General features: G+C 58.0%; 14 protein-coding genes and 2 pseudogenes. 6 read left to right on the top strand and 10 right to left on the bottom strand.

The window, feature by feature from the left end; translation table 11 throughout:
* The first annotated feature begins 43 nt into the window (after positions 1-43).
* The gene (locus tag JS530_RS02555) at positions 44-913 is read left to right on the top strand and encodes an aldo/keto reductase (RefSeq protein ID WP_214375668.1); all 870 of its coding nucleotides are present in this window, start codon (positions 44-46) and stop codon (positions 911-913) included.
* Between the two features lie 99 nt (positions 914-1,012).
* On the opposite strand, the gene rimM is transcribed toward JS530_RS02555, so the two are convergent.
* The 5 genes from rimM to ffh all read right to left on the bottom strand — a co-directional run bounded on the left by rimM (position 1,013) and on the right by ffh (position 5,422).
* Positions 1,013-1,627, bottom strand: coding sequence for a ribosome maturation factor RimM (gene rimM, locus JS530_RS02560; RefSeq protein ID WP_214375669.1), 615 nt, complete (start codon positions 1,625-1,627; stop codon positions 1,013-1,015).
* 15 nt (positions 1,628-1,642) lie between these two features.
* Positions 1,643-1,876 carry an RNA-binding protein gene (locus JS530_RS02565; RefSeq protein WP_033891569.1) on the bottom strand — a complete coding sequence of 78 codons (234 nt, stop codon included), beginning with the start codon at positions 1,874-1,876 and terminating at the stop codon, positions 1,643-1,645.
* A 17-nt stretch (positions 1,877-1,893) separates the two neighbouring features.
* Positions 1,894-2,358 carry a 30S ribosomal protein S16 gene (gene rpsP / locus JS530_RS02570; protein WP_214375670.1) on the bottom strand — a complete coding sequence of 155 codons (465 nt, stop codon included), beginning with the start codon at positions 2,356-2,358 and terminating at the stop codon, positions 1,894-1,896.
* A gap of 180 nt (positions 2,359-2,538) precedes the next feature.
* Positions 2,539-3,675, bottom strand: a complete 1,137-nt coding sequence (locus JS530_RS02575; RefSeq protein ID WP_214375671.1) for an endonuclease/exonuclease/phosphatase family protein — start codon at positions 3,673-3,675, stop codon at positions 2,539-2,541.
* Positions 3,676-3,760: 85 nt separating this feature from the next.
* Positions 3,761-5,422: a signal recognition particle protein gene (gene ffh, locus JS530_RS02580; RefSeq protein ID WP_214375672.1), complete on the bottom strand. Its 1,662-nt coding sequence runs from the start codon at positions 5,420-5,422 to the stop codon at positions 3,761-3,763.
* 413 nt (positions 5,423-5,835) lie between these two features.
* On the opposite strand from ffh, the gene JS530_RS02585 reads away from it, so the two are divergent.
* Positions 5,836-6,744 (top strand): cation transporter, encoded by a 909-nt coding sequence (locus JS530_RS02585; protein WP_214375673.1) that lies wholly within the window; start codon positions 5,836-5,838, stop codon positions 6,742-6,744.
* Between the two features lie 284 nt (positions 6,745-7,028).
* Here JS530_RS02585 and cysS read toward each other — a convergent pair whose 3' ends face one another.
* The gene (gene cysS, locus JS530_RS02590; RefSeq protein WP_214375674.1) at positions 7,029-8,678 is read right to left on the bottom strand and encodes a cysteine--tRNA ligase; all 1,650 of its coding nucleotides are present in this window, start codon (positions 8,676-8,678) and stop codon (positions 7,029-7,031) included.
* A 169-nt stretch (positions 8,679-8,847) separates the two neighbouring features.
* Here cysS and JS530_RS02595 point away from each other — a divergent pair, with 169 nt between their 5' ends.
* The 3 genes and pseudogenes from JS530_RS02595 to JS530_RS11050 all read left to right on the top strand — a co-directional run.
* Positions 8,848-9,576 carry a type 1 glutamine amidotransferase gene (locus JS530_RS02595; RefSeq protein ID WP_214375675.1) on the top strand — a complete coding sequence of 243 codons (729 nt, stop codon included), beginning with the start codon at positions 8,848-8,850 and terminating at the stop codon, positions 9,574-9,576.
* 41 nt (positions 9,577-9,617) lie between these two features.
* Positions 9,618-11,556 (top strand): annotated as a pseudogene (locus tag JS530_RS02600) (ABC-F family ATP-binding cassette domain-containing protein); the annotation flags it as partial.
* 86 nt (positions 11,557-11,642) lie between these two features.
* Positions 11,643-11,885: pseudogene (locus JS530_RS11050) on the top strand (ABC transporter C-terminal domain-containing protein); the annotation flags it as partial.
* 139 nt (positions 11,886-12,024) lie between these two features.
* Here JS530_RS11050 and JS530_RS02605 read toward each other — a convergent pair.
* Positions 12,025-13,191 carry an ROK family protein gene (locus tag JS530_RS02605; RefSeq protein ID WP_214375677.1) on the bottom strand — a complete coding sequence of 389 codons (1,167 nt, stop codon included), beginning with the start codon at positions 13,189-13,191 and terminating at the stop codon, positions 12,025-12,027.
* A 299-nt stretch (positions 13,192-13,490) separates the two neighbouring features.
* On the opposite strand from JS530_RS02605, the gene JS530_RS02610 reads away from it, so the two are divergent.
* On the top strand, positions 13,491-14,168 hold the full coding sequence (locus JS530_RS02610) for a nucleoside/nucleotide kinase family protein (protein WP_214375678.1): 678 nt from the start codon (positions 13,491-13,493) through the stop codon (positions 14,166-14,168).
* A 73-nt stretch (positions 14,169-14,241) separates the two neighbouring features.
* Here JS530_RS02610 and JS530_RS02615 read toward each other — a convergent pair whose 3' ends face one another.
* The 3 genes from JS530_RS02615 to ilvN form a co-directional block, all read right to left on the bottom strand.
* Positions 14,242-14,670, bottom strand: a complete 429-nt coding sequence (locus JS530_RS02615; protein WP_240541057.1) for a type II toxin-antitoxin system VapC family toxin — start codon at positions 14,668-14,670, stop codon at positions 14,242-14,244.
* Positions 14,654-14,944 (bottom strand): FitA-like ribbon-helix-helix domain-containing protein, encoded by a 291-nt coding sequence (locus JS530_RS02620; protein ID WP_214375679.1) that lies wholly within the window; start codon positions 14,942-14,944, stop codon positions 14,654-14,656. Before JS530_RS02620 ends, JS530_RS02615 begins: the two co-directional genes overlap by 17 nt.
* Positions 14,945-15,134: 190 nt before the next feature.
* Complete coding sequence (gene ilvN / locus JS530_RS02625) at positions 15,135-15,689, bottom strand: acetolactate synthase small subunit (protein ID WP_033891554.1); 555 nt, start codon at positions 15,687-15,689, stop codon at positions 15,135-15,137.
* Positions 15,690-15,702: the final 13 nt, after the last annotated feature.

Here is a 15,702-nt window from a genome sequence, read left to right on the forward strand (position 1 = left end):
CAGTAGCAGTATTGTTTTGAACACCTCTAGCAAAGGAGCCGTTATGGCCTTGTTCCGCAATCTCGGTCCATTCTCTACCACCGCCATCGGTCATGGTGAGATGCCGTTGACCATTGAAAACAACCGCGGTCATGATGTGGGTATTGAAACCTTGCATGCATCCTTGGATGCCGGCTGCCGTCACATTGACACCGCTTGGGCGTACTACACGCCGGGCGAGGAGGAGCAGACCGGTGAGAAGCTGGTGCGTGAGGCGCTCGACACGTGGAAGGGACCGCGTAATGAGGTCACTGTGGCCACCAAGATCGGCCTGCGCCGCGTATGGGGCGAGAATGGTGAGCCGTTGTGGCCGCGCGACGGCAAGCCGGAGCATCTGATTGAATACGGTAAGCAGTCCGCCATGGCACTCGGCGTGGATACCATCGACCTGCTGTATCTGCACCGCCATGACCCGGAAGTGCCGTACAACGAGTCCATTGAGGCGTTGAAGCAACTGGTGGACGAGGGTGTGGCTCGCGTGGCCGGTGTGTCCAATGCTTCGATTGAGCAGATTGATATTGCGCGCTCGATTCTGGGCGACAAGCTGGTGGCCGTGCAGAACCAGTATTCGCCGATTCACCTGGAGACGCAGGACACGCTCGACTACTGCGCCAAGCTCGGTCTCGCGTTCGTGTGCTGGAGTCCGCTCGGCGGTTACCGTCATCCGTACGATGAGTCCAAGTTCGACCCGTTCCGTGAAGTGGCTGCCGCTCACGGTGTGAGCTACCAGCAGGTGGTGTTGGCTTGGGAGCTCGCCAAGGGCGACCACATGTTTGTGATTCCGGGTGCGCACCGCCCCGAAACCATCCTCGATTCCTTGAAGGCCGACCAATTGGAGCTCAGCCCCGAAGAGCTCGCCAAGCTCGGCGCATAACACAACGCTCTTCCCGAATTTCTCTCACTGACGATACGTCAGTGAGAGAAATTCGGGAAGAGCGGAGGGCGTGGATGCGTAGGAAGCGTGGAAGCTAGCTTATAGTCCGGGAATCAGACCGCCGGGCGGGTCGAGCGTCAAGTATTGCTTATTCAGGTCGATTTCCGGTACCAGCTGCTCCACGAACGGCACTAGTGCGGTCTTTTCGACTACATCCTCGCCTTTGGAGTTCTGGCCGGTGACTACCGGCTCGGTCAAACGAATCTTGAGCAGCGACTGGGCGGGGGAGTCGACCACATCGACCACTTTGCCGACTACCTGGCCTGCGGGCAACCCCAGACCATTATCAGCGGCCAGTCGAGCTTCAAGACCGATGAGATCCTTCGGATACCATTCATCAGCCTCCAGCATCTCATCCGGGTCATCGGCCTCGCCGTAGAGCTCGATGCCGTTCAATGCTTCGGCGGCGGTACGATCATCGGTGCCTTCGAATTTGATGATCCAACGGTCCTTGAACGTGCGGGAATGCTCGACGATGTATTCGGTTTCGCCGTCCTGCTCATAGAGCACGGAACCCGGCTCAAATCGCCATTCCGGATCGTCGGTGTACAGGCGAACAGTGACCTCGCCCTTCAGACCTTGTGCCTTACCAATACGAGCGACCCTCAGCAACTCGCGCTGCTGAGGGTCGTCGTGCATGTCTTGCTGTGCCATGCTGTGAATTATTCCTTATCGACGGACGTCCATGATATCGACGCGCACCTTATGATCGGACAGGGCCTGAATCACCGTGCGAATCGCATTGGCGGTGCGGCCGGATCGGCCAATCACGCGACCAATGTCTTCCGGATTCACGCGCACGCGAAGCAGTTCGCCGCGCGCGTTCTCATGGGACTTAACGGAAACATCGTCCGGAAAATCAACGATGTTCTTGATGAGGTGTTCCACAGCCTGTGCAAGCATTGCTAGCCTTTCTCGAATCAGGCTTCAGCCGGAGCTTCTTCAGCGGCGGCATCCTCGGCCGGAGCTTCCTCAGCAGCGGCAGCGGCTTCAGCCTCGGCCTTAGCCTTGGCTTCAGCTTCGGACTTAGCAGCCTTCAGCTTCTGAGCTTCGTTTTCCACAGCCTCAATGCGAGCAGCGGCATCCGGGCCAGCTTCAACGGTCTTCAGGGTGCCTTCAGCACCTTCGAGACCCTTGAACTTCTGCCAGTCGCCAGTGATGTTCAGCAGCTTGAAGACCGGCTCAGACGGCTGAGCGCCGACGCCGAGCCAGTACTGAGCACGCTCAGACTTGATCTCGATGGTGGAGGGCTGGGTGTTCGGGTTGTAGGTACCGATCTCCTCGATGACCTTGCCGTCGCGCTTCTTGCGGGAATCAACGACCACCACGCGGTAGAAGGCGTAGAACTTCTTGCCCATTCGCTTCAGACGAATCTTGGTTGCCAAAATGGCTCTCCTTGTAAATGCTAGGTTTGTGGTTTCTCGGTGTGCTGTGTGGGGCACGGCTCGCCGGAACCCACGTGTCCTCACGGTGCGGGGTGTAGAGGGCGCCACGCGCGCGTGAATAACTGGCCTATTATAGCGCCGAGCCCCGGACGTGAAACACGCTTGGTTTTTCGCGCCGACTCAGCGCACGGTGAGGGTGGCGGTGAGGGCGAGATGATCGGTGTCTTTGACCTCGAAAGCCTTTACTCCAGAGGGCTTCAGGCCGGGGGTGAACAGCACGTGATCGAGTTCGATGCGCGGCCATGTGAGCCAGCGGGGGAATGTGAGGTTGGGGCCTGCGCCTTGGGCGAGGCTGGCATCCTTGAATCCTGCTTTGAGTAGTGCGCGGAAGCTGGGATGATCGGTGCTGGAGTTCAGATCGCCCATCACGACAGCGATATTATGGTCGCCGATGGCGGAGGCTTTGGCTATGGAGCCGAGTCCCAGAATCCCGGCTGACCAGTCGGCGCAGCCGCGCATCGGAGACTTCGGATGTGCGGAGCAGAAGGTGATGGTGCGGGTGGTATCTGAAGCTTGTGTGCCATTGCCCGGATTCGCCGACTCTGGCGTGCTGCTGATGATGTTTGAGGTGTCTGTGGCGGCGAATGCGATGCCGGCACCATGAGCTGTATGCTCCGCAAGTCGCAAGGTCATCGCCGGCACATCGGCTGCCGGAATGGTGACTACATTCGGTACGGCTGCCGCCGGTTCGTATCGGGAGAACAGCACATTGTAGCCGCCGTTATCAGTGTCCTGTGGCTCGCCGGACTGACGGTAGGGGAGCAGTTCGGCAATACCGGCCTCGTCCAGCCGCGCAATCAGCGCGTCGGTGACTTCCTGTAGCGCCAGTACTGCGATATGGCGTTCACGTACTGCGGTGACTATGGCGCCGGCGTCAGCACGACCATAACGGCAGTTCAACGTCATGACGGCGAATCGGTGAGGTAGCATCGTGTTCGCGGCACCATCGGCAGTGGCAGCAGAATCTGTTTCACGCGTTGTTTCACGATGCTGTTTGGCACCGGCCCGCATGCCGGTTCCCCAGTAGCTGATGCGTTGGGAGCTGGTCATCAGGGCTGCAACCAGCAGCAGGCACACGGCCCCCCAATTCTGCTGCCATGCCGCCACGCCGGCCAACGCAACCAACGGCACCCACAAAAACGGCGTGAGCGCAATCATATAGGGCATCGGCATATGCGCTTCGAGCCCGGCTGGCAACGCGCATAAGCCCAGCCAAAGCCATGCGAGAATAACGACCGCAACAAACAATGTGGTCATAGAACAAGCTCCTTCACGTGCGCAATCAATCACATACAAAACAGGCTCCCCTCAATATGCGAGGGGAGCCGGAAATCACTGACTATCAGCGACCGAACAGGCCACCGATGCCACCGCCAAGGTTCGGTGGTAGTTCCATGCCATCGCCCTCGGCGTTGCCCATCATCTGCTCAAGGCCTGCGGGCAGGGCCGGGTTCTGCGGTTTCTTGGCGAACGCCGAGCCGCCAGTAGAGCCAGAGGACTTGCCGGCCAGCTTATCGCGCAATGCTTTCTCCTCGGCTTCGCGCTTCATCGGGTTGCCGGACCTGCCGCCCTTCTTCTTGTTCTTACCCTTGCCCTTCTTCTTGCCGCCGCCCATAGCAGGGCCGCCGAAGCCAGGGATGCCGCCGCCCATGCCGGAACGGTTGGCCATACGCTTCATCATCTTCGCCGCCTGCTCGAAACGCTGTAGCAAGGCGTTGACCTGAGACACCGTCACGCCGGAACCATAAGCGATGCGGGCGCGGCGGGAGCCATTGATAATCGACGGATCGCGGCGCTCGGCAGGAGTCATCGAACGGATAATCGCCTCGGTGCGATCGATTTCCTTCTCATCGAACTGCTCCAGTTCCTTGCGATGCTGAGCCATGCCCGGAATCATGCCGAGCAGCGACTTCATCGAACCGAGCTTACGCACCTGCTGCAGCTGTGCGAGGAAGTCATCCAAGCCGAAAGAGCCTTCGGAGATCTTCTCGGCTGCCTTGCGAGCCTCTTCCTCGTCGAACTGCTTCTGCGCCTGCTCGATGAGGGTCATGATGTCGCCCATATCGAGAATGCGGGAAGCCATACGATCCGGGTGGAAGACCTCGAAGTCCTTCAGGCCTTCACCGGTGGAGGCGAACAGAATCGGCTTGCCAGTCACGGATGCCACGGACAGGGCCGCGCCGCCACGGGCGTCGCCATCGAGCTTGGAGAGCACCACGCCGGTGAAGTCCACACCCTCATCGAAAGCCTTGGCGGTCTTGACGGCATCCTGACCGATCATCGCATCGATCACGAACAGAATTTCATTCGGCTGCACGGCATCGCGAATATCGCGAGCCTGCTTCATCAATTCTTCGTCAACGCCCAAACGACCAGCGGTATCGATGATCACCGTGTCGTAGAGCTTCTGCTTGGCGAAGGCAATGGAATCGCGTGCAACCTTCACCGGGTCGCCGGAGGTCTGGCCCGGAGCGGCCACAGCCTCGCCACCATCGGACTGCACGCCCTTCTCGGGAGCGTATACCGGCACGCCAGCACGCTCGCCGACCACCTGCAGCTGGGTTACTGCGTTCGGACGCTGCAAATCAGCGGCCACCAGCAACGGCGTATGGCCGGAATCCTTCAGCCAATAGCCGAGCTTGCCGGCCAGCGTGGTCTTACCGGCACCCTGAAGACCAGCGAGCATGATGATCGTCGGCGGGTTCTTGGCGAAGTTCAACGGGCGATCCACGCCCTGGCCGAGCACATCGGTGAGCTCTTCGTTGACGATCTTCACTACCTGCTGTGCAGGATTCAGCGCCTCGGAGACCTCAGTGCCAAGCGCACGCTCGCGCACCTTGCCGGTGAAGGAGCGGACCACATCGAGCGCCACATCGGCGTCGAGCAGTGCGCGGCGGATTTCGCGGATGGTGCCGTCGATATCCGCTTCGGAAAGTTTGCCCTTGCTCTTCAGATGCTTGAACGCATTCGAGAGCCTGTCAGTTAAAGAAGAAAAAGCTGCCATAATGGGCAACAGTCTAGCCGCCACGCGGGAAAACGGGCTGTGCATCAATCCTGTTCGCGCATACATATGTACTTTTCGCTGCGTATATGCGTACTTTTCGTGCGAAAAGTGTGCTTGGCGGGGTGCTTGGGGGTGCCTGGGGGCTTGGCGGGTGCAGGAAGACCGGCGGGAGACCTGTCCGCTCACGGCGCAGCTGGCCACACGCTAATCGAGGGGTTTCCGGTACTATGGAATGGCAAAAAATCCAGTGTTTTTTGGAATGCTTATGCTGTTTTGAAAATCCTTGGACACCACCTTATACGCAGACTGCCGTGCGCCCTCGCGAATCGAGCCGACTGGAACTCACACTATCGAGTCGGCCAGTGAAGTAGCGGGCCAACGCAGACATGCCGTGCAATACGGAAGGACCACCGATGCCCCAAACGAAAACTATCGAACGCAAAGCCCTGATCGTTGGCATTATCGTCAACGTCATTCAGGTCGCCGCTGGCATGGCCGTGTTCTTTATGACCGGCCTCAAGGCCATGTTCCTTGATTTCTCCTTCACCGCCATATCCGTGCTTTCAGGTCTGGTGGCGGTCTATCTGTCCACGCGAACCGTGCGCACCACCGAACGGTTCCCCAATGGCATGTTCGCGTTGGAGCCAATCTACGCGATTTGCAAAGCCATCTTCACCATGTCCCTGCTGGTGTATTCGCTGATCGACGTCTGCCAAGTGGCCTATGACTACTTTGTGCTCGGCGACGGCGAACGCATCGTCACCGGACCGGTGGTGATCTACGAAGTGATCACCGTGCTGATCTGCTTTGGATTGTTCATGTATTACCGTCGCGAAAACCGTGCCATTCGCAACGCCAGCACCATGCTCACCGCGGAATGTAAAAGTACGTTGGTCGACGGCGCGATGTCGTTCGGCATTGGTGCGGTGGCGGTATTCCTGATGGTGCTGCCTGCGGGCGGTCCACTGGACTTCCTGCACTACACCGGCGACTTCTTCATCACCGTGGCCTTGGTCGCGCTGACCATCAAGGAACCGTTCAGCGTATTGAAGGATGCATTCATCGAGCTGGTCGGCGGCATCCATGATGACGACGAGACCAACGCATTCGTGGAAGCAACTGCACAGCATCATCTGCCTGCCAACACCGAATACGAGCAGACGCTGATTTTCAAAACCGGCATGAACTACACGGTCGATGTGTATCTGGCCGGTACCGGAGCGACCATTGATGTGGCCGATTTGGTGGAATGCAAGCGTTCGCTGGAGAAAGCGCTCACGAAACGTCTGCACATCGTGGACGTGGACTTCGTATTCGACTGATTTCAGATCGCTAATTGTAGTAACTGCGTTACGAGGGGCTGATTTCGATGGTCCGGAAGATCTATCTGCTTTACAAGGGGTTACTGCGTAAGTAGCAATATGCATAATTTGGCGGAATGGCGTTGTCTTGATTTCTTGTGTAGGCGGGATATTTCACCTTGACAGCCCCTTGTAACGCAGATAGATGTTCGAGAACGCGGGAATCAACCCCTTGTAACGCAGAATGGCTCCGTGGCAACCCCACGGAGCCATTCTGCGTAAACAGCCCAGTTAACTCGAAGGCGCTACTTCAAGCTCCACGTAGAGCCCTGCGGACCATCCTCGATGGCGATGCCGGCAGCGCCCAATGCATCGCGGATTGCGTCGGCCTTGGCGAAGTCGCGAGCCTTGCGGGCTTCCTGCCGGGCCGTAAGCTGTTCGGCAATCAGTGCCTCCAGTGCCACGTGCTCAGGTGATTCGCCTGCACCGGCACCGGCTCCACCGGCCGCGCCATCAGAGAGCCATGGTTCAGCCAGCGGATCCAAGCCCAACGTATCAAGCATGGCACGTACGGATACCAGGGTTTCGCGGACCTCGGCCTTGGCGGCTGAAGAATCCACGCGGTCGGCCAGCTTGGAAAGCAGCGTATTGCCGGAGCGAATCGCAGTGAAAATCGCGGCGGTGGCGCCGGACACATTGATGTCATCGTTGAGCGCGGCCACGAAATTGGCCGACAGTTCATCGGCTGATACGGCCACGATCTCATCGCGGGTCGGCTGCTCGCCGAGCACCACGCCAGCACGCTCGATGAAGTTCGAAACGCGATCATAGGCGGCCTGAGCCTCGACCAGCGCCTGATCGGACCATTCCAGCATCGAACGGTACTGCACGGAACCAAGCGCGTACCGCACTACCCAAGCGGAATGCTCCGCCAGCACGGACGGCACGGACAGGCCAGTGCCCAGAGACTTCGACATCTTTTCGCCCTTGGCTGTCACCCAAGCGGAATGCATCCAACGAGCCGCGGACGGATAACCGGCCGCGCGAGTCTGCGCCATCTCATTCTCGTGATGCGGGAAGCGCAGATCCAAGCCACCACCGTGAATATCAAAACCATCGCCCAAGTAACGGTGAGACATGGCGGAGCATTCGATATGCCATCCAGGGCGGCCAACGCCGAACGGCGTGGACCAGCGGGCATCCTCGGGGTCGGTATCCTTCGGAGCCTTCCACAGGGCAAAATCGCGCGGATCGTGCTTATCGGGGGAGGCATCCGCCGGATCAACCGGATTGTACTTGTCGGCTCCGGTGGCATCCACGGACGGGCCCATTCGGTCGGCCACGGCAGCGGCCTCATCTACTTCGGCAGTCTGCTTCTGGTGGGTCAGCTCGCCATAATGCGGCCAGGAAGCCACATCGAAGTACACGTTGCCGGTGGGCTTGCCATCGCTGTCCACTACCACGTAACCATGGCCGTTGTCGATGATGCGCTGAATCAGATCAATCATGTCCGACATGTGGCCGGTTGCGCGCGGCTCAACGGTCGGCGGCAGCACGCCCAGCGTGTTGTAGGCCTCGGTGAATTCGCGCTCGTAGTAGTAGGCGCGAGCCCACCAGCGCTGGCCGGCGGCAGCGGCCTTATCAAGAATCTTGTCATCGATGTCGGTCACATTGCGCACAAACGTCACCTGATATCCCAGCTTCAGGAACCAGCGGCGAATCACATCGAACGCCACGGCTGCGCGAATATGACCGATATGCGGGGAGGATTGCACGGTGGCGCCGCACACGTAAATACCTACGCGTCCGGGCTTCAGCGGTACGAAATGGCTGACCTGATGCGAAGCGGTATCGTACAGATTCAAGCCCTCGGCGGCCTTGGCCACATGCACGGGCGTAAGGCTCGACGGCATAACGGAAATGTTGAAATCCTGCGGTTCTTGGCTGTTTCCCATAGTCTCCAAGCGTAGGGAACAAGCCAGACATGAACGCGATATTGCTCGCCAATATGGACGGTGGCTGCAACTGGCATGGCGTGCATAACGTGCGGGCCATGCGCATTATCAACCCGGCCAACACCGCCGAATTAACGCAAACGGGGAATGCTCGTGCCACAATGGGAGCATGGTCACACCACAAGTGCTCATTTTGCAACATGTTTCATGGGAACGCCCCGGACGTATCCTTTCGAACCTTGAGGATCTCGGCATCCAAACGGTGACGTTGAACATCACCAAAAAGAAGAAGCCGGATCTACCTGACTTTGGCGAACTTGCAGGTGTGGTGATTATGGGCGGACCTATGGGTGCGCTTGATTACGATAAGTACCCTGGGCTCAAGGCGGAGGCTAAGCTCGCCAAGGCGTCGGTGGCTTCGGGCAAACCGTTGCTCGGCGTGTGCCTGGGCCATCAGATCATCGCCACTGCGCTGGGCGCGCAGCTGCGCAAAGGTGACGCGCCTGAAATCGGCTTTGCGCCGATCAAGCGAATGGAAAAGCACGACTACTTCTCCATGTGGGATAAGCAACTGAACGTGCTGCACTGGCATAACGATGTGGTGGGCTTGCCGGAAGGCGGCGAACTGCTCGCCCGCTCCGCCGGCACCAAAGTGCAGGCGTTCCGACTCGGTTCGGCATTGGGCCTGCAATTCCATCTTGAGGTATGTGGCTCACTGCTGGACGAATGGCTGGAAGAGCCGAGCATGGTGAAGGATTTGAAGGCCGCTGGCGGCTCAAAGTCCCAGCTGCGTGAGCAATTCGCCCAGTACGATCCACTATTGCAGCCGCTCGCCGAACAGGTATTCTCCAGTTTTGCAGCGCGCTGTAACTCCTATGCGCAAACGCTGAACAAGTAAGAGGCCTCTTCTGGGCAAGCATGACGCTACATTGGTGAATCATGCCGACTTACGATATTGGACTTGAACACGTTTCGCTTGCTTTTGCCACCAAAACCATCTTCACGGATGTGACGCAAGGTGTTTTCGAAGGCGACCGCATCGGTATCGTCGGCCGCAACGGCGACGGCAAGTCCACGCTGTTGCACCTATTCCGCGGCACGCAGGAGCCTGATTCCGGTCGTGTGACCAAGCGCGGCGGTTTAACGTTCGGCATGCTCGACCAGCGTGATCCACTGGACGACAACGCCACCATCCGCGAAGCCGCACTGGAGGGGCGCGCGGATTATGAATGGGCGTCCGACAACACATCCCGTGAAATCGTCGAGGCGCTGCTCGGCGGCATGAGCCTTGATGCCAAGGTCGGCTCACTGTCCGGTGGCCAGCGTCGTCGCGCCGATCTCGCCCGACTGCTGCTTAAAGACTGGGACATCCTCGCACTCGACGAGCCCACCAACCATCTTGATGTGGTCACTATCCACTGGCTTGCCGAACATCTGAAGAACCGTTGGTCCAAAGGCCAGGGCGCACTGCTGCTCGTCACCCACGACCGTTGGTTCTTGGATGAGGTCTGTGAATCGATGTGGGAGGTTCACGACGGTGTGATCGAGCCGTTCGAGGGTGGATATTCCGCATACATGCTCCAGCGTGTGGAGCGTGACCGTCAGGCTGATGTGCGTGAAACCAAACGTCGTAATCTGGCTCGCAAGGAGCTTGCGTGGCTGTCCCGCGGCGCTCGCGCCCGCTCCACCAAGCAGAAGTTCCATGTCAAGGCTGCGCGCGAGCTCATCGCCGATGTGCCGCCAATGCGTAACACGCTGGAATTGAAGCAGATGGCCACCTCCCGCCTCGGCAAGCAGGTGGTCGATCTCGTTGACGTGACGCAGATTTTCGAAAAGCCGCAAGGCATGGCCGATATCGACCCGGATGTAGCCGCGCTTTCCGCGTCCGCTTCTCGTGTGGATGTGGTCAATGCCATGTATGCCGAACCGCAGCTGCATGGTTCCGTTGAGGTGGCGGTTACCGACATGACCGATCCGCGTCTGGTGGATGCCGGTGTGCCGGAGGCGATCGAGGCTGCGGAAGAGGCTCGTAAGAAGGCCGAAGCTGAGGGCAGTAATCCGCAACTTGCCGATGACCGTGAGGTGCGTCGCATGAACACCGGTGGCGAGACCATCGGCGGCGATGCTGCAGCAGTCGGTGCCGATGATGAGACTGCAGCTAGCGCCACCTCGGCTGCCCGCAAGGTGACGGTTTCCGGCCGCGAGATTTTGGATGATGTGACGTGGCTGATTGGCCCGGGCGACCGTTTCGGCATCGTCGGCGCGAACGGTGCCGGCAAGTCCACGCTGCTTAAGCTCATCGATGGCACGCTGACTCCGACTGCAGGGCATGTGAACATCGGCAAGACGGTGAAGTTCGCTGTGCTTTCGCAGCGTCTCGATGAGCTGGAGAAGCTCGGCAAGTACAAGATTAAGGAAGTGCTCTCCCGCTACAAGCCGAGCTACATTGTGGACGGCAAGGAAGTCACCCCTGGTCAGCTGATGGAGCGACTCGGCTTCGAGTCCGCTCAGTTGATGACGCCGATTCGTGATCTGTCCGGTGGTCAGAAGCGCCGCATGCAACTGCTGCTGATTCTGCTTGATGAGCCGAATGTGCTCATCATGGACGAGCCCGGCAACGATCTGGACACCGATATGCTCGCCGTGATGGAGGATTTGCTCGATACCTGGCCTGGCACGCTGATTGTGGTCTCCCATGACCGCTATCTGCTCGAGCGCGTCACTGATCAGCAGTTCGCCCTACTTGGCGGCAAGGTACGCCATCTGCCCGGTGGTGTGCAGGATTACCTCGATATGGTCGAGGACATCAAGAACGGTAAAGGATTGCCGGCCGACAACCCCGGTTTTGCGGGTACGGGTAGCAGCTCGGCGAAGCGTAAATCTTCTGCCTCCTCCTCAAAGGGGGAAGTGGCGCAAAGCGCCGGAGGGGTTTCGGATGTTGAAGCGGCGTCTCAGAGCGCCGACGAGGATTCCGCTCCGAAGCTCACCGGCAAAGCCTTCCATGAGGCGTCCAAGCGCGTGAATGCCATCGAACGCAAGCTCGCCAAGCTCGAAGAGCAGAAAGCCGACCTTGAAGCGCAGATGGCCGCCCATGATCCTTCCGACTACGAGGGGCTCAACAAACTCAACGAGCAGCTCAACGCCATCAATGCCGAGAATGACGATCTCGAAGCCGAATGGCTCGAGCTCTCCGAGCAGTTGGGCTAGTCTCATTACCCTCACTACTTGTCTCACGAAACGTACGCTGAGCGCTCGCTAGCGTACGTTTCGTGAGGTTTTATTGGCTTTTCCCTCCGAAAACGTACGCTCAGTCCCCGTCAGCGTACGTTTAGTGAGGTAAAGGGGACTATCGATTTTGTTCATTGGCGAAGTTCTGCAGCATATCCAGTGATGTCAATCCCTGATCGATGGCCGCATAAGCCAAGCCAACAATGCCGGCTTGTGCCTCATCTGAACAAGGTTCGATGCGCAGTGATTTGGTAGCGAGCGGCTGCGCGCGCGCCCACACGCGCTCGCGGATGCCGTTCATCAGCAATTCGCCGCAGTGTGAGAGTTCGCCGCCAACCACAATGCACGAAGGATTCAGCATGTTGACGCAGGCGGAGATCACATCGCCGATAAGTCGGCCGGCCTGACGAATAAGCTGCACAGTTGCAATATCGCCGTGGTTGGCGAGTTCCACAACATCATTCAGAGTGCACGCGGACTTACCTTGCGCTTGCAATGCTTGCAATATGGCCCATCCGCCCGCAGTGGCCTCTACGCATCCTGTATTGCCGCAGCGGCATAGGCTGTGTTCGCCGATGCTGCTAAAGACATGAATATGTCCGATGTCTCCCGCGGCGCCAAACGCGCCATGCATGATGGCACCAGAGGCGATGATGCCGGCTCCAAGTCCCATACCGGCGTGCACATACAGGAGATTGGGGACCAGACGTTGTGCGTTGGGGGACATTTGGTGCGCCTTGCATAGGGCGCGGGCATTGGCGTCATTTTCGATGAATGCGGGCGCATGGTACCGTTCGGCGAAGTATTCGCGTAAGTGATGATTCTCCCAGTGTCGCATCACCGGAGCCTGAATGATATTGCCGGTGATCGTCTCGACTCGGGTGGTCACGGCAACGGATACCGCATACAGACGTACTGCTCTGGTGTGGGGGGTTCCGATAGCCTGTGAGGCGCCAGTTCCTTGAATCAGCAGGGAGTCGGCGGCCTTGCAGATGTGGGCCAGTGCTTCATCCGGTTCATTCTCCGCGCCGACGTTGACGGTTTGTGTTACGGTCGGCTGCCCAGAAAGATCGCACAGTGCAATCGTAGTGACTGTGGTTGCGATATCGATGGTGAGAATGTAGGCACAGGAAGGATTGAATGCAAAGCCTTGCGCCGGTCGGCCTCCTGTTGCGCTGGGAATGGCCAGCGGTTGAGCGATGCCGATGGCGGTAAGTTCGTCGATGCGCTTGTTCACTGTGGGGCGTGCCCATCCGGTGACGGTACCGATTCCGCTGCGAGTCATCGGGCCGCGCTCGCGCAAGTATGAAAGTAATTCGATAGTCCCGGTGCTGACATCGATGCTTTCCACTGACTTATCCATAGTTGTTAGCATACAGCATAACGGTATTTGACAATATCTTTACAATTATTCCCTTACTTATGTATATTGCTATACAAAACAATGGTATAGTTATGTATTACAAGGAGAAAACGAATGGCGGTGAAACGTTCGGATACTCCGACTTGTTGGAGACTGCAGTAGTAGAAATCCATCGAGTCCAACGTGAATGCAGCAAACGAATTCCAAGGAAGGAAACGACAATGGTGGTCAACATCGCAAATCTCGAAGAAGCCAAAGCTCGCGTCAAGGAGCTGCTCGCATCCCATGAGCGTGTGATCCTCGGTATTGTGGGCGCTCCGGGCGCCGGCAAGTCCACACTGGCGCAATTGCTGGCCGAGGCGTTTGAAGATGGCAGTGAGGCCGGGGTTGCCGAGCCGGTGGATCATTTTGCTGCATGGGTGCCGATGGATGGATACCATTTGGCTGATGTGGAGTTGAAGCGTTTAGGCCGCTTGCAGCGCAAGGGTGCTATTGACACTTTCGATGCGCGTGGCTACCGCTCGTTGCTGCAGCGCATCCATAAAGGCGAAGATGGTGTGATTTATGCTCCGATGTTCGAGCGCGATCTTGAGCAACCTTTGGCGGGCGCGATCCCAGTGTTTCCGTGGACTCGTCTGGTGGTGACCGAGGGCAACTATCTGCTTGATGAAGCTGACGCTTGGAAGGATGTGCGCGCAGCTATGACTGAAGTCTGGTACGTCGACGTTGACAATGACCTGCGCCGTGAACGTTTAGTGGAGCGTCACATTCAGTTCGGCAAGGCTCCTGAGCAGGCGCGTAAGTGGGTGATGGAGGTCGATGAAGTCAATGCGCGTCGTATTGCCGCATGCCGAGACCGCGCCGATGCGACGGTCGAGCTGCCGCCGCTGAGCCTCTGACTCCGCAATACCTTTACTGTTCACCTCCGCAAATGTACGCTCAGTCCCCCGTCAGCGTACATTTGCGGAGATATTACTGCGCATATTCCCACGGATTAATGAGCTCGACGCCGGTGCCTTCGAAATCCTTGATATTGCGGGTCGCAACGGCCGCTCCATGAGAGCGTGCGATAGCTGCAATCATGGCATCCTGCACGCCGATGGGCCGGCCAGTTTGCCGGCGTGATGCTGCAATTGCGGCATAATGGGATGCTGCTGTTTGATTAAAAGACCACGTCCGGTCTCTATAGGTTGCGATGAATGCCTGAATGGTTTGAGATAAGTTATCCCTTCTCTGCCCAACTGGCTTGATAGCAAGTCCATACAGCAATTCCGCTATGGTAATCGTCGTTGTGCGGCATTCTTGCGGAGGCAGCTGAATGAACCAGTTAATGACGTTGTGATCGCTGTTGTCCTTTTTAAGGATTTCGCTGACCACGTTGGTGTCAAGCACAATCATCATCGTCTCCAAAATCTACGGGTCGTGGCTCGGTATCGTATGTGTTGCGAGGAGGGACAAGTTCTTCATCCTCTCCGAGCCCGTGTCCGTCTAGCAGACGCCACATCTCTTGAACTAAATCTGCATTCGTAACGATTTTGTGCGCCACATACTGTGAAGTGAACTCTTCCAGCACCGATTTGGCTTCGGCTTCCATGGAACGATTATTGTTTTTAGCTGCCTTCTTGAGGATTTCCACGCACTCGTCAGGCACTTTGCGCAAAGTTATGGTTGCCATGTTGGCGCTCCTTTCTATAAGTCGACCTAAGAAAGACATCGTTGTCTGTGCTAGCACAATGCTAGCACATCATGCTTGCATTTTGCTAGCATCTCAAAAGAAAAGATAAGAAAAACCTCATGAAACGTACGCTAGCGAGCGCTCAGCGTACGTTTCATGAGGCATATTGGGTGGCTTAGGAGCCAGGGATTCAGCGACCGGTGACTTCGGAGCCGATTACCTTTTCGCTCAGGGCGCGCGGGCCGCGGGTCACGGCCACGGCACCGGAACGCACCAGCTCAATCACGCCGTAATGCTCCAAAAGCCCGAGCAGCGCGTCGATCTTACCTTCAGCGCCGGTGGCCTCAATGGTGAGCGATTCCGGATTCACATCCACCACGCGCACGCGGAACAGGCGCACGATCTCGAGCACGTCGGAACGGTTGGACTGGTTGGCCGCCACCTTGATGAGCACCAGCTCGCGCTCCACAGTGGAATTCGGATCCAACTCCACGATTTTCAGCACGTGCAGCAGTTTGTTGAGCTGCTTGATGATCTGCTCCAGCGGCACGGCCTCCACATCGGCGGTCACGGTCACGCGGGAGATGTCCGGACGCTCGGTGGGGGAGACGGACAGCGAGTTGATGTTGAACGCACGACGGGCGAATAAGCCGGCGATACGAGCCAGCACGCCCGGGCGGTTCTCCACCAGCACGGACAGGGTATGACGCTCAGAACCAGGCTGGGATGCAGGATAAATAGCCATCGTAAATCTTCTC

It is taken from the genome of Bifidobacterium colobi (assembly GCF_018555455.1).
Classification (GTDB): domain Bacteria; phylum Actinomycetota; class Actinomycetes; order Actinomycetales; family Bifidobacteriaceae; genus Bifidobacterium; species Bifidobacterium colobi.